Here is a 17,575-nt window from a genome sequence, read left to right as displayed (position 1 = left end):
TGGCGTCGGCGGGGATCGTGGGCGCGGGGGCGGCGGTGTCGGACAAGGCGGCGGCCGTGGTTGCGGGCGGTGGGACAAGCGGCCGCACCCTAACACGGCGGGGGCCGGGGCGCACCGCGTTGGACGGACGAGCCTACCCGTGGGCCGACGCCGGACCCCGCGGCACATGCTGGCCGACACAGAGTACGGCGGTCGGCGTCTTGCCGCCCGAGAACTCGACATGAAGGTGTTCAGACGCGCGCCGGTCGTCCTTGGCACGGAAACGGAAGAACAGCACGCCGACGCGGCCGTAACGGGGGTCCGTCAGGTAGCTGAGCACCTGATCCTTGTGGCTTTTCACCATGGTCTCGAAGGTCGCCTCCTCGGCCTTCAGCTCGATGGGGACGGTCAGCGGGCGGCTCCCGCCGAAGGTCACGGTCAGGTCGATGCGGCCGGTCTGTGCCGACGCCTGTTCCATGACCGAAACGTCGGTGTTCCTCGTAGTCCGAATCAGCCAGCCTTTAAGGCCGGACTGCAATGCCGGCTCGTCCACCGCCAGGGAGTGGCGTGGCATCGTCTGCGACGTTTCATCGGCATAGGACAGCACGAGCCGCAGCACCTCCATGGCGGCGAAGACGTCGGGCCGATGGATGCCGGTCAACGTCGTCTTGCGGAATTCGTCGGCGATGCGGAATCCGACATTTTTCGCATCCGGATCGGGGAAGGGCAGCGCGCGGACCAGCATCCGCGGGGGAATGACCAGCCTGTCCCCCCATGCGTCGGTGACAAGTTCCCCGTGGTAGCCATCGATGTCCTTGTTCGCGCCCGCGAAATCCCGAAGCGCCCCCAGCACTTTGTCCGGATCGTTCTTCGCCTCGATGGCGGCGGAGCGGAGGGGGATGATTCCATGGGTGGAGGCGAGGACCGCGGAAGCCGCCGCCGCGGCCTTGGCCGGATCGACGCCCACGGCGAACACCCAGCGCCGCTGCCGCGATTGGTCGGTGGCGTTGGCGAACTGGCTGGCGTCGAAGGACTCGGCGATGGGGAGAAGCTTTTCCGTGGTGAAGCGGTCGTTGATGAAGACCGCCGGATTCTCCTTGATCATCGGCATGCGCCGCCAGTCGACGATCACGTTCCGCACGGGCGTTCCGAGCCGTTCGGCGATCAGACCTTCGAGAGCCGAGGGGTTCGCCTCCAGTGTGTCCGAGGCCTTGTCCCACTCCTTGAGGAGGAGAGGGGTCGGGCGTCCGCTCGCCGTGTCGTAGCCGACGGTCGACCGCGGGCTGCACGCCAGCACGCGCCGGCTGAGCCGCCAGCGGGCGGCCAGCGAGGAGTCATCCGTGTCGCCGATGGGTGCCGGATCCAGCCGTTCGAGGCAGCCGTCGTCGCCGGTCATGCCGAACAGCAGGTCCAGGGCGTCGCACAGCCCGGTTCCGGGTGACGCGTCGATCCTGCGAGCCACCTCCTCGGCCAGTCTGCGGACGAGGAGTTCCTCGGCCACGCGCACCTTCGGGTGCTGGTAGAGGCGCTGGTGCAGGTAGGCGCGCGTCAGGATGAACATTTCCACAGAGGGGACGCCTGCCGGATGCACGCCGAAGAGAAGGCACCGGTTGTGTTCCCGTCCCGGCAGGGCGACCCTGTGCTCCACGGTGCAGAGCTGCGAAATAAGCCGATCGACATCGATGGCGATCGGAATGCCGGCGAAATAGGCGTCACGCGCGACGTAATCCAGCTTGTCCACATCGAGATCGCCGGACACGATCGACTTCAGGACGTCCACATAGATTCCGCCGCTTCCATCCGTCAGCCGGAAGGGCCGCCCGATGATGAGCGCCGCGATGCGCAGCAGATCGGTCGGCGAGAGGCCGATCCGGATAGCTTCCGCCTGCATCGCCGGGCTCAGCACGAACAGGGCGGACGCGACTTCGGCAGCCTGCACCCGTGCCTTCGGGCGGTCCCGGGCGGTGGTCGCGCGGCGGCCGGCCAGTTCCTGCCCGATCTCGTCGCCGACCGGGTCCTTGAACTCGGCCGTCAGCAGCGTCTGCGCCTCGGCGAACGCGTCCTCGACCGCGGGGTGGCGGGCCAACGCCCGCTCGCCGGCGTGGCTGAAGGATGGATGGCCGCAGTCGTGCAGCAGCGCCGCGATCCGGACCGACCGCCGGAAGACCACGGCCGACTCCGCTTCGAGGGATCCGCAGAACCGGTCGAAGACCCGGCCCGCAAGGTACATGGCTCCCAGGGAATGCTCGAATCGGCTGTGCTGGGCCGATGGATAGGCGATGTTCGCCAACCCGAGCTGCCGCACCCGCCGCAGCCGCTGCATCAGCGGCATGTCGAGAAGCGCGACCTCGTTCCAGGCGAGATGGACGGTCTTCCAGATCGGGTCGTTGATGTGTTTGGCGCCCGGATTACGGGCCGGCGGCTGGATCAGTCTCGGGGCGAGATGGTGGAAAATCGCACGGGCCGCCGGCGACCCCTCGACGAGGCGCCGCTGTAAATCCTTGAGCCGATCCTCATCGTCCGGATGATGCTGCATCGCAACTCGCCATGCCGGCAGGCCTGGACAGATCATCCACGACGGTTTCCACCCAGCGCTTCAGCTCCGGCTTGCCCCGCGTGTAATCGTCCAACAGGTCACGGCCGGTCAGCCCGTCGATCTCGACCACCACCCGCACGTAGTCGGGGTTCAGCCGCTTGACCAAGCCGCTCATCTGCGCAGCGGCCATGTATTCCGACCAGTCCGCCAGCACCGGGCCGGTGATCCGGTCATCGACGCAAAGGATGGAGTCGACATCCGCGGGGGCCTCGCCCGCGCGCTCCAGCAGCACGTCGGTGATGCGGTCCCGGGGCGGAAAATCCGTCCGGCCATGCCGGGCCGCCCAGGCGGCCACGAGCAGCTTGCCGAAGATGGCCGGGGTGAGGCGGAGGGTCGGCGGCGCGGCGACGGCTGGATGGTTGTCCATCCGGGCTTTGGCGAGAAGCGCGGTCGTGTCCCAGGTCATACGCGGAATCCTTGCGCGGCGCGGCGCGTGGTGTGTTCTGCCGCTACGGCAACAAGATATTGATGGTCACCCGCATCATGTCACGAGGCCGGAGAGGCGCAACGCCTTTTTTTCCCACGGCCGCACCTATCCGGCGGGCTGGTCGGGAAAAGCGATTCGAAACAATGGATAGGGAATGGCGCACCGATTGTCGCACCTTCCGGCCGGGTCACGGCCGGGCTCGGGAGGGGGATGGGGAGGGCGCGCGCAGGGGGTACAACGCGTCGACTCGTCCCGCACGCGGCGGTGTGCCGTATGGTTCCTACGGTCGTGCCGGCATAGAATGGCGTTACAAACAATCAAGAGGAGCCCGCCATGCCCGCCACGTCAGCCTCCACCGCCACCGCCTCCGGGCCGTCCGAGATCCGCGAGGTCGTGGGGCTGTTCGACAGCCGGGAATCCTTCGACCGTGCCGTGGCGGCCCTGCTCGCCGGCGGTTTCGCGCGCGAGGATCTGTCGGTGCTCGCCAGCCACACCTCGCTGGAGGCGGCCGAGCACCACCCGCCCCGCGCGCGCGACGACGCCATGACCGCGCTGGTGGGGGAGCTGAACTACGCCTTCCCGCTGACCACCGCCGGTCTGCTGGCCTTCGTCGGCGGGCCGATCACCGCGGCGGTGGCGGCGGTCGTCGCGGCGGGGATCGGCGGCATCGCCATCAAGGACTATCTGGACGAGCTGACCAGCCACCCCGACACCGACGAGTTCGCCCGCGCGCTGGAGGCCGGCGGCGTCATCCTGTGGGTGCGCGTCGCGGACGAGGCGGCGGAGACCCGCGCCGCCGCGGTTCTGGAGGCGGAGGGCGGGGCGAACGTCCATCTGGCGACGCGGGAAGCGTGACCGGCGCCGCCTGACTCTGCGATGCACCATCGATGACTGACGACCGGAACGCGCGTGCGTTCCGGCCCTGCCGGCCCGCACCCTGTCCCTGAGCCGTGCGGGCATTGTGACCATTCCCGCGAGTCCTTCCTCCTCTACTTCGGAATCCGCTGGCACGGTTGCGTGGACTTCGAGGAAAAGTCGCAGCATGCTTTAACGGTCTGTGACAAAGAAGAGCTTTAAGGCGTTTCGCCGACGAATCCGTGGCGGATACTCGATAGAATGGACGAAGCATACCACGCTATGCAACCAAAGGCTTCAGGCTGGAGTAATGATGGAAAATAGAACGATATTCGTCGCAAAGATGATCTTTGAATATATTTTAACATTCTTCGGCAAAATCGTACTTGTCTGTTCAGAATTTGTCATTTCATTGGATTCCGGGCCGCGATGATCCGAGCGTCGATGAAAGTGGAAAGACCATGGGCAGTTGCTGCCCGGTGCGCGGGGGCGGGTGCGTTCCGCAGTGCGGCATCGGCGGCGGAGCATCGCACCGGAATCGGGGGGGACGCCCCGCGAACGAGGAGAGAGACCATGGACCAGCAAATCCGGACGGGGGTGCCGGGCACCCGGTGCGCGGCGGGCGGCGCGGGTAGCGCCCGATGAGCGCCGCACAGAGACCGGGACGTCCGCCGGACACCCGCCCTTCAGCTGCGGGCCAACCGGAATCGGCCCAACCGGCGCGTGCCTCCGACCTCGCCTCCTATCACGACGTCGCGCGCATCATCGAGCGGATGCACCGCCGCTTCCTCGACGTTGTGCGCGTCGAGCTGGAGCGGCGCGGGGCGGATGATCTGAGCCCGGTGCAGGCGTTGATGCTCATGCTGATCGGCAACGACGAGCTGTCGGTGCGCGATCTGATGGAGCGCGGCTACTATCTCGGCTCCAACGCGTCGTACAACCTGAAGAATCTGGTCGAGTCTGGCTATGTGGACCGCGCCGCCTCGCAGCGCGACCGGCGCTCCGCCCGGCTGCGCCTGTCCGAGAAGGGGCAGCGGCTCTACGAGGAGCTGCGCCGGCTGGAGGCCACCCAGGCCGACGCCATCGTCCGCAACGAGGCGGATCTCGACGACCTCGCCACCACCCACCGCGTGCTCCGCCGCCTGGAGCGGGTGTGGAGCGACCTGATCCGCTATTCCAGCCGCGGCCTGGATTGAGACGCCGTCCGACCGCAGACCGGGAACCGCCATGACGACGCCCGCCCCTTCCAAGAGCACCCTGTCCAAGCGGGACGTCGATCGTCTGCTGGCGACTCCGACCGCCGAATCGCGCATCGAGACCATGGGCAATCTGGTCCGGGATCTGGAGGCGGGGGCGCTGGACGAGACCGAGCGCGGGCTGGCGCTGGAGGTGCTCCACTGCTTCGCGGCCGACGCCGAATTGGCGGTGCGCGAGGCGGTGGCCTGGCAGATCCACAACAGCCCGCTGCTCACCACCGAGCTGGCCGAGCGGCTGGTGCGGGACGTGGCGCGCGTGGCCTTCCCCATCCTGCGCCACGCCGCAGGCCTGAACGACCGCTTCCTGCTGAAGGTGCTGGAGGAACGGGACGCCGGCAAGCAGCTCGCCATCGCAGGCCGGCGGGAGGTGACCGCCACCATCTCCGAGGCGCTGGTGGAGGAGGGCAACGTCGCCGTCATCACCTGCCTGCTGCGCAACCAGGGGGCCGTGCTGCCGGAGCGCACCCTGCACCGCGCGGTCGCGCGCTTCGGGCGCATCCGCGCGGTCAGCGACGCGATGGCGTCGCGCCCCGGCCTGCCGCTCGCGGTCGTGGAGAAGCTGGTCGCCTACGTCTCCGCCGGCCTGCGCGCCACGCTGGTGCGCGCGCACGGGCTGGCGCCGGCCCTGGTCAACCGGCTGGTGGAAAACGCGCGGGAGGCGGCGACGATGCGACTGCTGCGGCCGGTCCTGCGGTCGGACGTAGACGCCGAGCTGCTCGCCCGCTGGCTGCAGGCCAACGGCCGGCTGTCCGCCTCGCTGCTGTTCCGGGCGCTGTGCGCGGGCGATGTGGCGCTGTTCACCGCCGGCCTGTCGGCCCGCGCCGGCATACCGGTGGAGAACGCCCGGGCGCTCGCCTGGGACGACGGCGCGCTGGGCCTGCGCGCGCTGTTCCAGCGGGCCGGGCTGCCGTTGGTGCTGGCGGCCCCCTTCCGCGTCGCCGTAACGGTCGCCAAGGAGATGGTGTTCGAGGGCGGGGAGGAACGCCGCGACGCCTTCCAGTCCGAGGTGATCGCCCGGCTCTTCGAGGAATGCACCCCCACCGACGAGTGGGCGGTCGACGACCTGCTGCTCCAGCTCTTCGACCAGAAGTCGGAGGCGGTCATCCTGAGCGCCATGGAACAGGCGGGGCTGCCCTTCCTGCCCGTGCGCTGACAACGCGGCGTACACCGGAGCCGCGCGGGATCAGAAGATGCGCGCAAACAAAAATGCTCCGCACCGCGATCGGCCATGGCCGGCGCGTGTCGGAGCAACACAGTGACAGAGCGCGCCGAACAGCCCGGAGCGCCCCGTCAGGGGCGCCCCGGAACCGTTTCGGATCGGGACCGTCGGGACTGACCGGCCGTCAGGCCAGCTCGACCCGCACCGCCTCGGGACCCTTCGCACCCTGGCGAACGGTCACGCGGACCTGCTCGCCGTCGGCGATGCCGTCGAGGCCGGAGCGGTCGAGCGCGCTCTTGTGGACGAAGATGTCCTTCCCGCCGTCCGCCGGAGCGATGAAGCCGAAGCCCTTCGTCACGTTGAACCACTTCACCGTGCCGTCCACCGTCTCGGAGTCCGACGGGGCGCCGTAGTCGCGGTAGCCGCCGCGGCCACCGCCGCCGCCGCCGCCACCGTAGCCACCGCCGCCCATGCGGTCACCACCCATGCGGTCACCGCCGCTGCGGGGGCTGGCGCTGGCCGTGGAGGTGTCGACGGAGTGGATGTTGGCGACCTGGGGGCCCTTGGGGCCGCGGGACAGGTCGCACACGATGGTCGTGCCGTCCGCCAGGGCGTCATGCCCGGAGAACTGGACGACGGTTGCGTGAAGGAACGCATCCGGGGACCCGTCTTCGGGCGTCACGAAGCCGAAGCCCTTGGTCGGGTTGAACCACTTCACGGTGGCGCGGACGTTGCGATGGGTGATTTCGGGGGCGCGATGGCCACCGCGCTGCGGGCGGTCGTACATGAACGGTCTCGTAAAAAAGATGCCAAACCGGCCGCGAGTGTCACGGTCGGTACCAAGAGGATGACGGTTTTGCACCCGCAATTCAATCGTTCTTGACGGCAGATCCGCGAACTTGCTGCCACTCTGCCATTTGGATGAGTGCGCGCGATCGGAAGTCAGCCTTTGGCGGCAACACGGGCGGCCGGACCCGGCCGTCCCGCGAACGAATCGGGGACGGCCGATGCCCTCTCCCGCGGCGGGAGAGGGGGCGGAGCGTGCAGGCCCGGCGGGTCAGGACAGCGCGGCGATCTGCTCGTTGCGCTCGGACGCGGCGGCGGCCCGGTGGTCCTTCGCCAGCACGGTGTAGACGGCCGGCAGCACGAACAGGGTGAACAGCGTGCCGATCAGCATGCCGGTGACGATGACCAGCCCGATGGAGAAGCGGCTGGCGGCACCGGCCCCCGCCGCCGACAGCAGCGGCACCAGCCCCATCACCATGGCCGCGGTGGTCATCAGGATGGGGCGCAGGCGGACGCGCGCGGCGTGCTCGATGGCGGTGCGGCGGTCCACCTGCTCGTTCACCTGCATCTCCTTGGCGAATTCCACCATCAGGATGCCGTGCTTGGTGATCAGCCCGACCAGGGTGACGAGGCCCACCTGGGTGTAGATGTTCATGGTCGCCACGCCGAAGAACAGCGGCAGCAGCGCCCCGAAGATCGACATCGGCACGCTGACCAGGATCACCAGCGGGTCGCGCAGCGATTCGAACTGCGCCGCCAGCACCAGGAAGATGACGACCAGCGCGAAGATGAAGGTGACGGTGAGCTGGCTGCCCTCGGTCACATACTGCCGCGACTCCGACAGGTAGGCGTGGTTGAAGCCGGCCGGCAGGATCTCGCGCGCCTGCTGTTCCAGGAACTCCACCGCCTGACCCATGGTCACCCCCGGCATGGGCACGGCGGAGAAGGTGGCGGCGTTGAGCTGGTTGTACTTGTTGAGCGCGTTGGGCTGCACGTCGGTGGCGAAGGACACCACCGTGGACAGCGGGATCGGCTGGCCGTTGGCCGCCTTGACGTAGTAGCGGGTCAGATCCTCCGCCGACAGCCGCTTCTCGCGCGGCACCTGCGGGATGACCTCGTAGGAGCGGCCCTGCAGGTTGAAGCGGTTGACGTAGTTGCCGCCCACCAGCACCGCCAGCGTGTCGGCGACGCTCTGCATGTTCAGCCCCAGATCGGCCGCCTTGGAGCGGTCGATGTGCAGGCGGATGACCGGGTTGTTGAACTGCAGGTCGCTGTCGGCGACGATGAACATGCCGCTCTGGAAGGCCGCCGCCTTGATGCGCTCCATGGCGTCGAAGATGGTGCGGTAATCGCCGGGGCTGTAGATCACCATCTGCACCGGCAGACCGCCGGTGGAGCCGGGCAGGGCCGGCGGCGACACCAGAAACACCTGGGTGCCGGTGACCCCCGACAGCTGGCCCTGCACCTCCGGCTGGAGCTGCTGGGCGGTCTTGGTGCGCTCGTCCCACGGCTTCAGGATCATGCCGGCGAAGCCCTGGTTCAGGGTGGGCATGCCGTTCAGCACGAAGCGCGTGTCCGTCTCCGGGTGGGAGGCGAAGATCGCGTCCATCTGCTTGCCGTAGATGTCGATGTAGTCGAGGTTGGCGTATTGCGGCGCCTTGGTGATGCCGAACAGGATGCCCTGGTCCTCCTCCGGCGCCAGCTCGGAGCTGGTGTTGACGAACAGGAAGCCGACCGCACCCAGGATGCACACGCCGAACAGCAGCGTCGCCGCCCGGTGGTCCAGCGAGCCGGCCAGCCGGCGCGAGTACCAGCCCTCCAGCCGGGTGAAGCTGCGGTCGACGAAGCGGGCGAAGCGGCCGTGGTTCATCGACGGCGTCAGGATCACCGAGCACATCATCGGCGACAGCGTCAGCGCCACGACGCCGGAGATGATGACCGACCCCGCCAGCGTGAAGGCGAACTCCCGGAACAGCGTGCCGGTCAGGCCGCTGAGGAAGCCGATGGGGGCGTAGACCGCCGCCAGCGTGATGGTCATGGAGATGATGGGGCCGACGATCTCGCGGGCGCCGATCAGCGACGCCTGCACCGGCGTTCGCCCCTCCTCCAGATGGCGGTGGACGTTCTCCACCACCACGATGGCGTCGTCCACGACCAGCCCGATGGCCAGCACCATGGCGAGCAGCGTCAGCAGGTTGAGGCTGAATCCCATCGCCAGCATGAAGGTGGCGGCACCGATGATCGACAGCGGGATGGTGACGATCGGGATCAGCACCGAGCGGAAGGAGCCCAGGAACAGGAAGATGACGACCACCACGATCGCCACCGCCTCGGCCAGCGTCTTCACCACCTCGTCGATGGAGGCCTGGATGAAGCGGGTCGAGTCGTAGACGATCTCCATCTTCATCGACGGCGGCAGGTTGCGCTCCAGGTCCGGCACCATCCGGCGGATGTCCTGGACGATGTTCAGCGGGTTGCCGGTCGGGGTGGAGTTCACGCCGATGAAGATGGCCTGCTGGCCGTTCATGTAGACGCTGGCGTTGGTGCTCTGCGCCCCCAGCTCCACGGTGGCGACGTCGCGGATGCGCACCAGCGCGCCGTCCGCCGCCTTCACCACCATGTTCCGGAACTCCTCGATGTCGGTGAGGCCGGTGTTGGCGGTGACGTTGGTGATGGTGTAGACGCCCTTCGCCTGGCCGGGTGCCGACTGGTAGTTGTTGGCCTGGATGGCGGCGGAGATGTCGGCCGGGGTGATGCCGCGCGCGGCCATCCGCACCGGGTCCACCCACAGCCGCATGGCGAAGGTCTGACCGCCCAGGATCTCCGCCTCCGCCACGCCCTCGATGGTGGCGAGCTGCGGCTGGATCACGCGGGTCAGGAAGTCGGAGATGGCGGCGCCGTTCAGCTCGGTGCTGGAGAAGCCCATGTAGAGCAGCGAGGTGGTCTCCCCCGTGCTCTTCAGGATCACCGGGTCGTTGGCCTCGCGCGGGAGCTGGTACTTCACCTGCTGCACCTTCGCCATCACGTCGGTCATGGCGACGTTGGGGTCGAAGTTCAGCCGCACATAGGCGGTGACCACGCTGGTGCCCTGCGTGGAGGAGGAGGTCAGGTAATCCAGCCCCTCCGCACTCGCCACCGCCTGCTCGATCGGCGTGGTGATGAAGCCCTGCATCAGCTCGGGCGAGGCGCCGGGGTAGGATGTGGTGATGGTGATGACGGTGTTGCTCAGCTCCGGATACTGCCGGATCGGCAGCTCGTACAGCGCGCGGCCGCCGATCAGCAGGATCAGCAGGCTGACCACGATCGACAGCACCGGCCGCCGGATGAACAGATCGGTGAAGCGCATGGGATGCACCCGTTCCTAACTCGGCGTCGTCGCGTGGGGCCCGCCCCCGACGCTCAATCAATTGACCGGAATCCGCTCCGGCGTCGGCGGGGCGGCGCCCTCGGCGATGGTCACGGCGGCGCCGTTGCTCAGCTTCAGCTGGCCGGACACGATGACCCGCTCGCCCGGCTTCACGCCACGGCGGATCTCCACCCGGTTGGCGCCGCGGTCGCCGGCGGTGACCGGCACGCGCTCGGCGGTCAGCGCCGGCTTGCCGTCCGACCCCGGCTTCTCGCGCACCACGAAGACGCTGTCGCCGTAAAGCGTGTAGTCGACCGCCGTCTCCGGCACCACGACAACACCGGTTTCCGGCGGCAGCACCACCTGCACGTTGGCGAACATGCCCGGCAGCAGCACGCGGTCGCGGTTCTCCAGCGTGCCCTGCACCTTGATGGCGCGCGTGTCCTCGCTGACCTGCGGTTCGATGGTGGTGATCGTCGCCGGGAAGCTGCGGCCGGGGAAGGCGTCGGATGCGATGCGCAGCTCCTGCCCCACGTGGATGCGCTCGCGCGACTGCTCGGGCAGCGTGAAGTTGACCAGCAGCGTCGACAGGTCGGTGAGCGTGACCACCGTCGCCCCGGCGGTCAGGTACTGGCCGACATTGACCTGCCGGATGCCGAGGTTGCCGTCGAACGGCGCACGGATCAGCTTCTGCGCGATCGTGGATTCGGTGCGTTTGATGTTGGCGTTGACCTCGTCCAGCTCGGCGCGGTTCTGGTCCACCGTGGTCTGCGGCCCCGCCTGGTTGCGGCGCAGGCTCAGCGAACGTTCCAGGTTCAGCTCGGCCAGCCGTGCCTGGGCGCGCTGCGCCAGCAGGTCGGCCTGCTCGGTCTGGTCGTTGAGCTGCACCAGCGGCGCGCCGGCCTTCACGGCGGCGCCCGACTCGAAGAAGATCTGGGTGATGCGGCCGGCGACCTCCGGCGACACCGTCACCTGCCGCACCGCCTCCAGCGTGCCGATGGCGGTCAGGAACTTGGGCACCGTCTCCAGCGTCGCCTCCGCCACCGCCACCGGGGTGGGTGGCGGTTTGTTGCCGGCGAAGAAGTCGGCGATCATCCGATTGCGGAATTCGTTGAACCACCACAGCCCGCCCAGCAGCAGCGCCATCAGCACGGCGACGATGATCAGCCGCAGGACGGTGGAGCGGCGGCGGACGGGACGGCGTTCGCCGTGCGCGCCCTCGCGCCGCACGGCGTCGTGGCCGACGGTGGTGGAAGTCTGGGTGTCTGTGCTCACGATCGGCCTCGCTTCGGCCCGTTGCCGTTGTCGGGGGTGGATTGGGACGGGGGCAGCCAGGGCTGGTCCGCGTAACGGGCCAGCGCCACGTCGGTCATGCCGACCCCGCGCAGGATGAACCACGCCGCCTGCCGGGCGAGCGTCTCGTCGCGGCAGGGGTGGACGACGGCCGACTGGCCGCCCAGGCAGAGATTCGCCAGCATGCTGCCGAGATGCTCGGCGAACCACAGGCGGTTGGCGGCGGCCACCGGCGAGGGCACGACGTCGCCCGTCGCCTCCGCCGCCTCGACCGACGCCGTGAAGACCGGCATCAGCGCCTCCTCCAGCCAGCGGTAGACGACGCGCGCGTATTCGCCGTCGTCCAGCAGGCTCAGCAGGAACAGCCGGTGCCGGGCCAGCGCCGCCGGATCCTCCGGCAGCTCCATGGTGTAGAACTGGACCAGCCCGCGCACCACCGTGACCAGCGTGTCGGTGGAGGGCTGCCGGGCCAGCAGCGCCTTCAACTCCTCGTCGCCCTCGATGCAGGAGCGCAGGATGTGGTCGTAGAGCGCCGCCTTGCTGGGGAAATGCTTGAAGATCAACGCCTCCGACACGCCGGCGGCGGACGCGATCTCCTTCGTCGTGGTGGCGGCGAAGCCCTTGCGCGCGAACAGCGGCAGGGCCGCCTCCACGATGGCGTTGCGTCGTTCCGTGCTGTCGAGGCGGTCCTTGGACATGGGGTGAGTAAGTGAGCGCTCACTCACCCCTGTCAAGCCCCCCTTTTTGCACTGCACGCATGACGGCCACGCTTCAGGCGGCGAGTCGCGGGCCTGGGTTGCGTCCGGGCAGCGCCGCGGCGGCCATCTCCAGCGCCACATCCGCGGTCGGCCGGCCCTCGCGCGCCGCGCGCCCGAACAGCTCCGCCGCGACCCGGCGGATGCGCTCGCAGTCGCGCAGCACCGCGGCGGGGTCGTAGCCCGGCCCCTCGTGCGCCACGTCGATCAGCCCGCCGGCGTTCACCACGAAATCGGGGGCGTAGAGGATGCCGCGGCGGTGCAGCGCCTCCCCGTGCCGCGGTTCGGCGAGCTGGTTGTTGGCCGCGCCGCAGACCACAGGCGCCCGGATGGCCGGGATGCTGCGGTCGTCCAGCACCGCACCCAGCGCGTTGGGCGACAGCACGTCGGCCTCCGCCCCCAGGATGGCGGCGGGCTCGACCGCCACGGCGGCAAAGCGCCGGCACGCCGTCTCCACCCGCGCCGGGTCGAGGTCGCCGACCAGCAGCCGTGCCCCGGCCGCGTGCAGGAACCCGCACAGCCGCATGCCCACGCTGCCCAGCCCCTGGACCGCCACCCTCCGCCCGGCGAGATCCGGGCTGCCGAAGGCGTGCTCCGCCGCGGCCAGCATGCCCTGGTACACGCCCCAGGCGGTGGCGGGGCAGGGGGCGCCGTCGGCGCCGGCCAGCCCGCGGGCGTGCGGCGTCACCCGACGGATCACCGCCATGTCGCCCACCGTGGTGCCGACATCGTCGGCCATCAGGTAACGTCCGCCCAGCGCGTGCACCGCGCGTCCCATGGCGTGCAGAAGCTCCGGCGTCTTGTCGCGCGCCGGGTCGCCGATGATGACCGACTTGCCGCCGCCGAAGGGCAGCCCCATGACCGCCGCCTTCAGCGTCATCCCCGCCGACAGGCGCAGCACGTCGCGCAGCGCCTCCTCCTCCGTGGCGTAGGGCCACAGGCGGCAGCCGCCGAAGGCCGGGCCGCGGGCCGTGCTGTGGATGGCGACGATGGCGCGCAAGCCCGTGGCCGGGTCGCGGACGAAGACGACTTGCTCGTGATCCTGGAAATCCCCGGCGGAGAAGACGCCCATGGCCCGGCCCCCTGATGGAACATTGTACGTTCCAAGGATCGCACGGGTTGCGGAGGATGTTCTCCGGAAGGCCGGGCGTCCCGGCGCAGGCTCTGCGGCGGCCGGGCGGGAAGGCCGGCGATTCTGCGGCGTCACGCCTCCGGGTCGGCCAGCCGGTCGAGCGGCAGGCCGCTGTCGGCCTTGACACGGCGGATGGCGACGTAGCTGGTCAGGTTCGCCACCTCCGGGGCCGAAGCCAGCAGCCGTTCGCTGGTCTCGTGATAATCGGCGATGTCGCGGGCGACGATGCGCAGGACATAGTCGATGCCGCCGCCGACGCAATGCGCCTCCACCACCGCCGGTTCGGCCGCCAGCGCCGCCTCGAAGCGGGCGAAATCGGCCTGGGCGTGGCTGGCCAGCGTGACCTCGGCGAAGACGGTCACCGTCCGCGTCACCGGGGACAGGTCGATTTCGGCCGTGTAGCGGCGGATGAAGCCGGTCTGCTCCAGTCGCCGCACCCGCTCCAGGCAAGGGCTGGGGGACAGGCCGATCCGCTCGGCAAGCGCGGCGTTGGTGATCCGCCCGTCCGCCTGGAGTGCCGCCAGGATGCGCAGGTCGATGCGGTCCAGCGCGCGGGCGCTTTTCCTCATGGTTCCCTCGGTGCCGGGCTCCGGGTGCCCACCCACCACCACAGCGCCAGCGCCGGCAGGCCGGTGACCACCTCGCGCAGGCGTTTCACCAGGGCCAGCGCCAGGGCGGTCGGCGCGTCGAGCCCGATGAGCTGGCCGAGCACCAGCAGGCTGCCCTCCTGCACGCCGAGCCCGCCGGGGATGGCGAAGGCGGCGCTGCGGGCGGCGGTCGACAGCGCCTCCAGCATCAGCGCGTCGTCCCAGCCGATGGGGTGCCCCAGCAGCAGCAGGACCAGCCACACCTCCGCCGCCCCGGCCAGGAAGGAGGCGAAGCGCCAGCCGGCCGAGGCGAGGATGGCGCCATGGTCGGCCCACATGCGCTCGAAGGCGCGGTCCAACGTGTTCATCTCGGCCACGAAGGCGCCGGCCCGGCCGCGCGCCAGCCGCACCGCCACCGCCCGCACCGCGCGGGTGACGAGGCCGCTGCGCTGCGCCGCCACGAAGCCCCCGGTCATCAGCGCCAGCCCGCCCAGCGCCCACCAGACGGCGCCGGTCACGCCCACATCGGCGTGGCGGCCGAGCAGCAGGAGCAGCCCGGTCAGGCTGAACAGGGCGGTGGCGATCAGCCCGGTGGTCATGTCGACGATGACGGTCGCCGCCGCCTCGCCGGTGCCAATGGCGGGGCGGGGCACCACGCTGCTCCGGCTGATCAGGTGGGCGCGCACCACCTCGCCCCCGATCTGCGCGACCGGCAGCAGCGCGTTGACGCTCTCGGAGATCCAGCGCACCCACCAGGTCACGCCCATCGGCGGCCGCGCCCCGCGGGCGAACAGCACGCGCCAGCCGGCGGCGTCGAACCACAGCGGCAGCGCACGGAAGGCCAGCACCAGCAGCGCCCCCCAGCCGATCGCCGCCAGCGCCGACGCCACATCGCCGGCCCCGATGTCCACCACCATCCAAACGGCCGCCGCGAACCCGCCCAGCCCAAGAAGCCACAGGCTCCAGCGCATCGTCACACACCACTTCGGAAAGCCCGCATCCCTCCGGAGAGGGGAGGGAGAGGGTCAGCCCGCCGCCTTTTCCGGTGCCTTGGTGGAGCTGTTGACCGCGCTCTTCACCAGATCCTCGTGCTTGAACTCGGCTGGGCGCTGGCGGTCCAGCGGGATTTCCGGGGCGAAGTCGCCGTCGGTGCGGGGGCCGCGCAGCGACACCGCCATCATCTTCAGCGGGTTGGCGGTGGCGTCGGTGACCGCGGTCGGCTCGTAGCCGCAATGGGCCATGCAATCCGCGCACTTCTCATAGGCCCCGGTGCCGTAGCTGTCCCAGTCCGTGTCCTCCATCAGCTCCTTGAAGGTCTTGGCGTAGCCCTCGTTGAGCAGGTAGCACGGCCGCTGCCAGCCGAACACGTTGCGGGTCGGCGTGCCCCAGGGCGTGCATTTGTAGGTCTGGTTGCCGGCCAGGAAGTCCAGATAGAGCGAGGACTGGTTGAAGGGCCACTTCCTGCCCTTGCCCAGCTTGAAGACCTCGCGGAAGAGCTGCTTGGTCTTGCGGCGGTTGAGGAAATGCTCCTGGTCCGGGGCGCGCTCGTAGGCGTAGCCGGGCGCGACGGTCACGCCCTCGACGCCCAGTTCCTTCACATAGTCGAAGAAGGCGGCGACCTCCGCCGGCTTGGCGTCGTCGAACAGGGTGCAGTTGACGCTGACCCGGAATCCCTTGGCGCGCGCCGCCTTGATCGCCGACACCGCGCGGTCGAACACGCCGGTCTGGCTGACCGCCTTGTCGTGCTGCTCCTTCAGCCCGTCGAGATGGACGGAGAAGGTCAGGAACTGGCTGGGTGTGAACTGGTCCAGTCGCTTTTCCAGCAGCAGCGCGTTGGTGCAGAGATAGACGTATTTGCCCTTGGCGACGATGCCATCGACGATCTTGACGATGTCCTTGTGCAGCAGCGGTTCGCCGCCGGGGATGGTGACGACGGGGGCGCCGCACTCGTCCACCGCGCTCAGGCACTCCTCCACCGACAGGCGGCGGCGCAGGATGCTGTCGGGATAATCGATCTTGCCGCAGCCGGCGCAGGCCAGGTTGCACTGGTAGAGCGGCTCCAGCATCAGCACCAGCGGGTAACGCTTCCGGCCGAGGAGCCGCTGCTTCAGGATGTAGGCGCCGACCGCCGCCTGCTGTCGCATCGGGATTGCCAAGGGGAGACCTCCGCCGTCTGGGCGTTTCAGGAAGGACCGAGGGGGAAAATCCGAGGGGTTCTATCAGGAAACCGCCGGCTCGGAAAGCGGTGCGGCCGCGACCAGTTCGTCCGGCAGCTTGAAGTGCACATCCTCGCGGATGCCGTCCAGCGTTTCCACCCGCGCCGTGCGCAGGGCGGACAGCCGCTCCACCACGCCCCGCACCAGCACCTCCGGGGCCGAGGCGCCGGCGGTGACGCCCACCGCGGCCACGCCGTCCAGCCAGGCCGGATCCAGATCCTGCGGACCGTCGATCAGGTGGGCGGGCCGCCCCATCAGCGCGCCGATCTCGCGCAGCCGGTTGGAGTTGGAGCTGTTCCTCGCCCCCACCACCAGGATCAGGTCGACCCGTTCGGCCAGCGCCCGCACCGCCGACTGGCGGTTCTGGGTGGCGTAGCAGATGTCCTTCACGTCGGGGCCGACGATGGCCGGAAAGCGCTCCGTCAGCGCGCGGATGATGTCGCGGGTGTCGTCCACGCTCAGCGTGGTCTGGGTGACGTAGGCGATGCGGGCCGGGTCGCGCGGGGTCACCGCGGCGACCGCGGCCACATCCGGCACCAGATGGACGGGACCGTCGATCTGGCCCAGCGTGCCCTCCACCTCCGGGTGGCCCTTGTGGCCGATCAGCACCACGTCGTAGCCGGCCCGCGCGTAGCGCTGGCCCTCGCGGTGCACCTTGGTGACCAGCGGGCAGGTGGCGTCGATCACGTGCAGGCTGCGCTCGTCGGCCCAGCGCTCCACCAGCGTGGCGACACCGTGGGCGCTGAAGACCGTGACCGCGCCGGTGGGGATCTCGTCCACCTCCTCCACGAAGCGGGCGCCGCGCTGCTTCAGCATTTCCACGACATGGCGGTTGTGCACGATCTCGTGCCGGACATAGACCGGCGGGCCGTATTTGGTGATCGCGCGCTCGACGATCTCGATGGCGCGCTCGACACCCGCGCAGAACCCCCGCGGTTGGGCTAGGACGACTCTCAGAGGCGCTTCCGCCATGGCGTCATGACTCCCGGTCGCTGTCCATCTTCCGGCCGCCCGGGCGGATTACCGCGTAGGCGCTTCGGACAGCAGATGGAGCCTACCCGCGCAACAATCCACCCCGCCGCGCCCTCGTGCTGTGCCGCAATACAAAAGCGGCGGCGCGTGGCGTGGCGGTCACACAATCGCCACGCCACGCGCCGCTCGATGCGGGCATCAACCGCTCAAGCGCCG

The 17,575-nt window shown here is 69.5% G+C and carries 14 protein-coding genes; 3 read left to right on the top strand and 11 right to left on the bottom strand.

Features of this window, described 5'->3' with window-relative positions; genetic code table 11:
• Nucleotides 1-133: 133 nt before the first annotated feature.
• The gene (locus HL658_RS36710; RefSeq protein ID WP_211109891.1) at nucleotides 134-2,515 is read right to left on the bottom strand and encodes an HD domain-containing protein; all 2,382 of its coding nucleotides are present in this window, start codon (nucleotides 2,513-2,515) and stop codon (nucleotides 134-136) included.
• On the bottom strand, nucleotides 2,493-2,981 hold the full coding sequence (locus tag HL658_RS29635; RefSeq protein ID WP_180285144.1) for a hypothetical protein: 489 nt from the start codon (nucleotides 2,979-2,981) through the stop codon (nucleotides 2,493-2,495). Before HL658_RS29635 ends, HL658_RS36710 begins: the two co-directional genes overlap by 23 nt.
• A gap of 354 nt (nucleotides 2,982-3,335) precedes the next feature.
• On the opposite strand from HL658_RS29635, the gene HL658_RS29630 reads away from it, so the two are divergent.
• The 3 genes from HL658_RS29630 (at nucleotide 3,336) to HL658_RS29620 (ending at nucleotide 6,266) form a co-directional block, all read left to right on the top strand.
• Complete coding sequence (locus tag HL658_RS29630) at nucleotides 3,336-3,857, top strand: hypothetical protein (protein WP_180285145.1); 522 nt, start codon at nucleotides 3,336-3,338, stop codon at nucleotides 3,855-3,857.
• A gap of 641 nt (nucleotides 3,858-4,498) precedes the next feature.
• Nucleotides 4,499-5,053 (top strand): MarR family winged helix-turn-helix transcriptional regulator, encoded by a 555-nt coding sequence (locus HL658_RS29625; RefSeq protein ID WP_180285146.1) that lies wholly within the window; start codon nucleotides 4,499-4,501, stop codon nucleotides 5,051-5,053.
• A gap of 31 nt (nucleotides 5,054-5,084) precedes the next feature.
• Nucleotides 5,085-6,266, top strand: coding sequence for a DUF2336 domain-containing protein (locus tag HL658_RS29620; protein WP_180285147.1), 1,182 nt, complete (start codon nucleotides 5,085-5,087; stop codon nucleotides 6,264-6,266).
• Between the two features lie 190 nt (nucleotides 6,267-6,456).
• Here HL658_RS29620 and HL658_RS29615 read toward each other — a convergent pair whose 3' ends face one another.
• From HL658_RS29615 to ispH, 9 genes are all read right to left on the bottom strand, one after another.
• Nucleotides 6,457-7,059 (bottom strand): cold-shock protein, encoded by a 603-nt coding sequence (locus HL658_RS29615; RefSeq protein ID WP_180285148.1) that lies wholly within the window; start codon nucleotides 7,057-7,059, stop codon nucleotides 6,457-6,459.
• Between the two features lie 270 nt (nucleotides 7,060-7,329).
• The gene (locus tag HL658_RS29610) at nucleotides 7,330-10,404 is read right to left on the bottom strand and encodes a MexW/MexI family multidrug efflux RND transporter permease subunit (RefSeq protein ID WP_180285149.1); all 3,075 of its coding nucleotides are present in this window, start codon (nucleotides 10,402-10,404) and stop codon (nucleotides 7,330-7,332) included.
• 57 nt (nucleotides 10,405-10,461) lie between these two features.
• Complete coding sequence (locus HL658_RS29605) at nucleotides 10,462-11,679, bottom strand: efflux RND transporter periplasmic adaptor subunit (protein ID WP_343055385.1); 1,218 nt, start codon at nucleotides 11,677-11,679, stop codon at nucleotides 10,462-10,464.
• Complete coding sequence (locus HL658_RS29600; protein ID WP_180285150.1) at nucleotides 11,676-12,395, bottom strand: TetR/AcrR family transcriptional regulator; 720 nt, start codon at nucleotides 12,393-12,395, stop codon at nucleotides 11,676-11,678. The genes HL658_RS29605 and HL658_RS29600 overlap by 4 nt, the downstream gene beginning before the upstream one ends.
• 73 nt (nucleotides 12,396-12,468) lie before the next feature.
• Nucleotides 12,469-13,524 (bottom strand): Glu/Leu/Phe/Val dehydrogenase, encoded by a 1,056-nt coding sequence (locus tag HL658_RS29595; protein ID WP_180285151.1) that lies wholly within the window; start codon nucleotides 13,522-13,524, stop codon nucleotides 12,469-12,471.
• 131 nt (nucleotides 13,525-13,655) lie between these two features.
• Complete coding sequence (locus tag HL658_RS29590; RefSeq protein ID WP_180285152.1) at nucleotides 13,656-14,153, bottom strand: Lrp/AsnC family transcriptional regulator; 498 nt, start codon at nucleotides 14,151-14,153, stop codon at nucleotides 13,656-13,658.
• Entirely contained in the window at nucleotides 14,150-15,142 is a 993-nt protein-coding gene (locus HL658_RS29585; RefSeq protein WP_246338043.1) for a lysylphosphatidylglycerol synthase domain-containing protein, read from the bottom strand. Before HL658_RS29585 ends, HL658_RS29590 begins: the two co-directional genes overlap by 4 nt.
• Nucleotides 15,143-15,196: 54 nt before the next feature.
• Nucleotides 15,197-16,327 carry an adenosyl-hopene transferase HpnH gene (gene hpnH / locus HL658_RS29580; RefSeq protein ID WP_180285154.1) on the bottom strand — a complete coding sequence of 377 codons (1,131 nt, stop codon included), beginning with the start codon at nucleotides 16,325-16,327 and terminating at the stop codon, nucleotides 15,197-15,199.
• A 63-nt stretch (nucleotides 16,328-16,390) separates the two neighbouring features.
• Nucleotides 16,391-17,359 (bottom strand): 4-hydroxy-3-methylbut-2-enyl diphosphate reductase, encoded by a 969-nt coding sequence (ispH, locus tag HL658_RS29575; protein ID WP_180285155.1) that lies wholly within the window; start codon nucleotides 17,357-17,359, stop codon nucleotides 16,391-16,393.
• Nucleotides 17,360-17,575 lie beyond the last annotated feature (216 nt).

Source organism: Azospirillum oleiclasticum, from assembly GCF_013423485.1.
In the GTDB taxonomy this organism is placed as follows: domain Bacteria; phylum Pseudomonadota; class Alphaproteobacteria; order Azospirillales; family Azospirillaceae; genus Azospirillum; species Azospirillum oleiclasticum.
This window is presented reverse-complemented; position numbering and strand designations above follow the sequence as displayed.

Excerpts from the sequence above, each read along its gene's own strand:
- HL658_RS36710 (WP_211109891.1), bottom strand. The coding sequence starts at position 2,515 with ATGCAGCATCATCCGGACGATGAGGATCGGCTCAAGGATTTACAGCGG.
- HL658_RS29635 (WP_180285144.1), bottom strand. The coding sequence starts at position 2,981 with ATGACCTGGGACACGACCGCGCTTCTCGCCAAAGCCCGGATGGACAAC.
- HL658_RS29630 (WP_180285145.1), top strand. The coding sequence starts at position 3,336 with ATGCCCGCCACGTCAGCCTCCACCGCCACCGCCTCCGGGCCGTCCGAG.
- HL658_RS29625 (WP_180285146.1), top strand. The coding sequence starts at position 4,499 with ATGAGCGCCGCACAGAGACCGGGACGTCCGCCGGACACCCGCCCTTCA.
- HL658_RS29620 (WP_180285147.1), top strand. The coding sequence starts at position 5,085 with ATGACGACGCCCGCCCCTTCCAAGAGCACCCTGTCCAAGCGGGACGTC.
- HL658_RS29615 (WP_180285148.1), bottom strand. The coding sequence starts at position 7,059 with ATGTACGACCGCCCGCAGCGCGGTGGCCATCGCGCCCCCGAAATCACC.
- HL658_RS29610 (WP_180285149.1), bottom strand. The coding sequence starts at position 10,404 with ATGCGCTTCACCGATCTGTTCATCCGGCGGCCGGTGCTGTCGATCGTG.
- HL658_RS29600 (WP_180285150.1), bottom strand. The coding sequence starts at position 12,395 with ATGTCCAAGGACCGCCTCGACAGCACGGAACGACGCAACGCCATCGTG.
- HL658_RS29595 (WP_180285151.1), bottom strand. The coding sequence starts at position 13,524 with ATGGGCGTCTTCTCCGCCGGGGATTTCCAGGATCACGAGCAAGTCGTC.
- HL658_RS29590 (WP_180285152.1), bottom strand. The coding sequence starts at position 14,153 with ATGAGGAAAAGCGCCCGCGCGCTGGACCGCATCGACCTGCGCATCCTG.
- HL658_RS29585 (WP_246338043.1), bottom strand. The coding sequence starts at position 15,142 with ATGCGCTGGAGCCTGTGGCTTCTTGGGCTGGGCGGGTTCGCGGCGGCC.
- ispH (WP_180285155.1), bottom strand. The coding sequence starts at position 17,359 with ATGGCGGAAGCGCCTCTGAGAGTCGTCCTAGCCCAACCGCGGGGGTTC.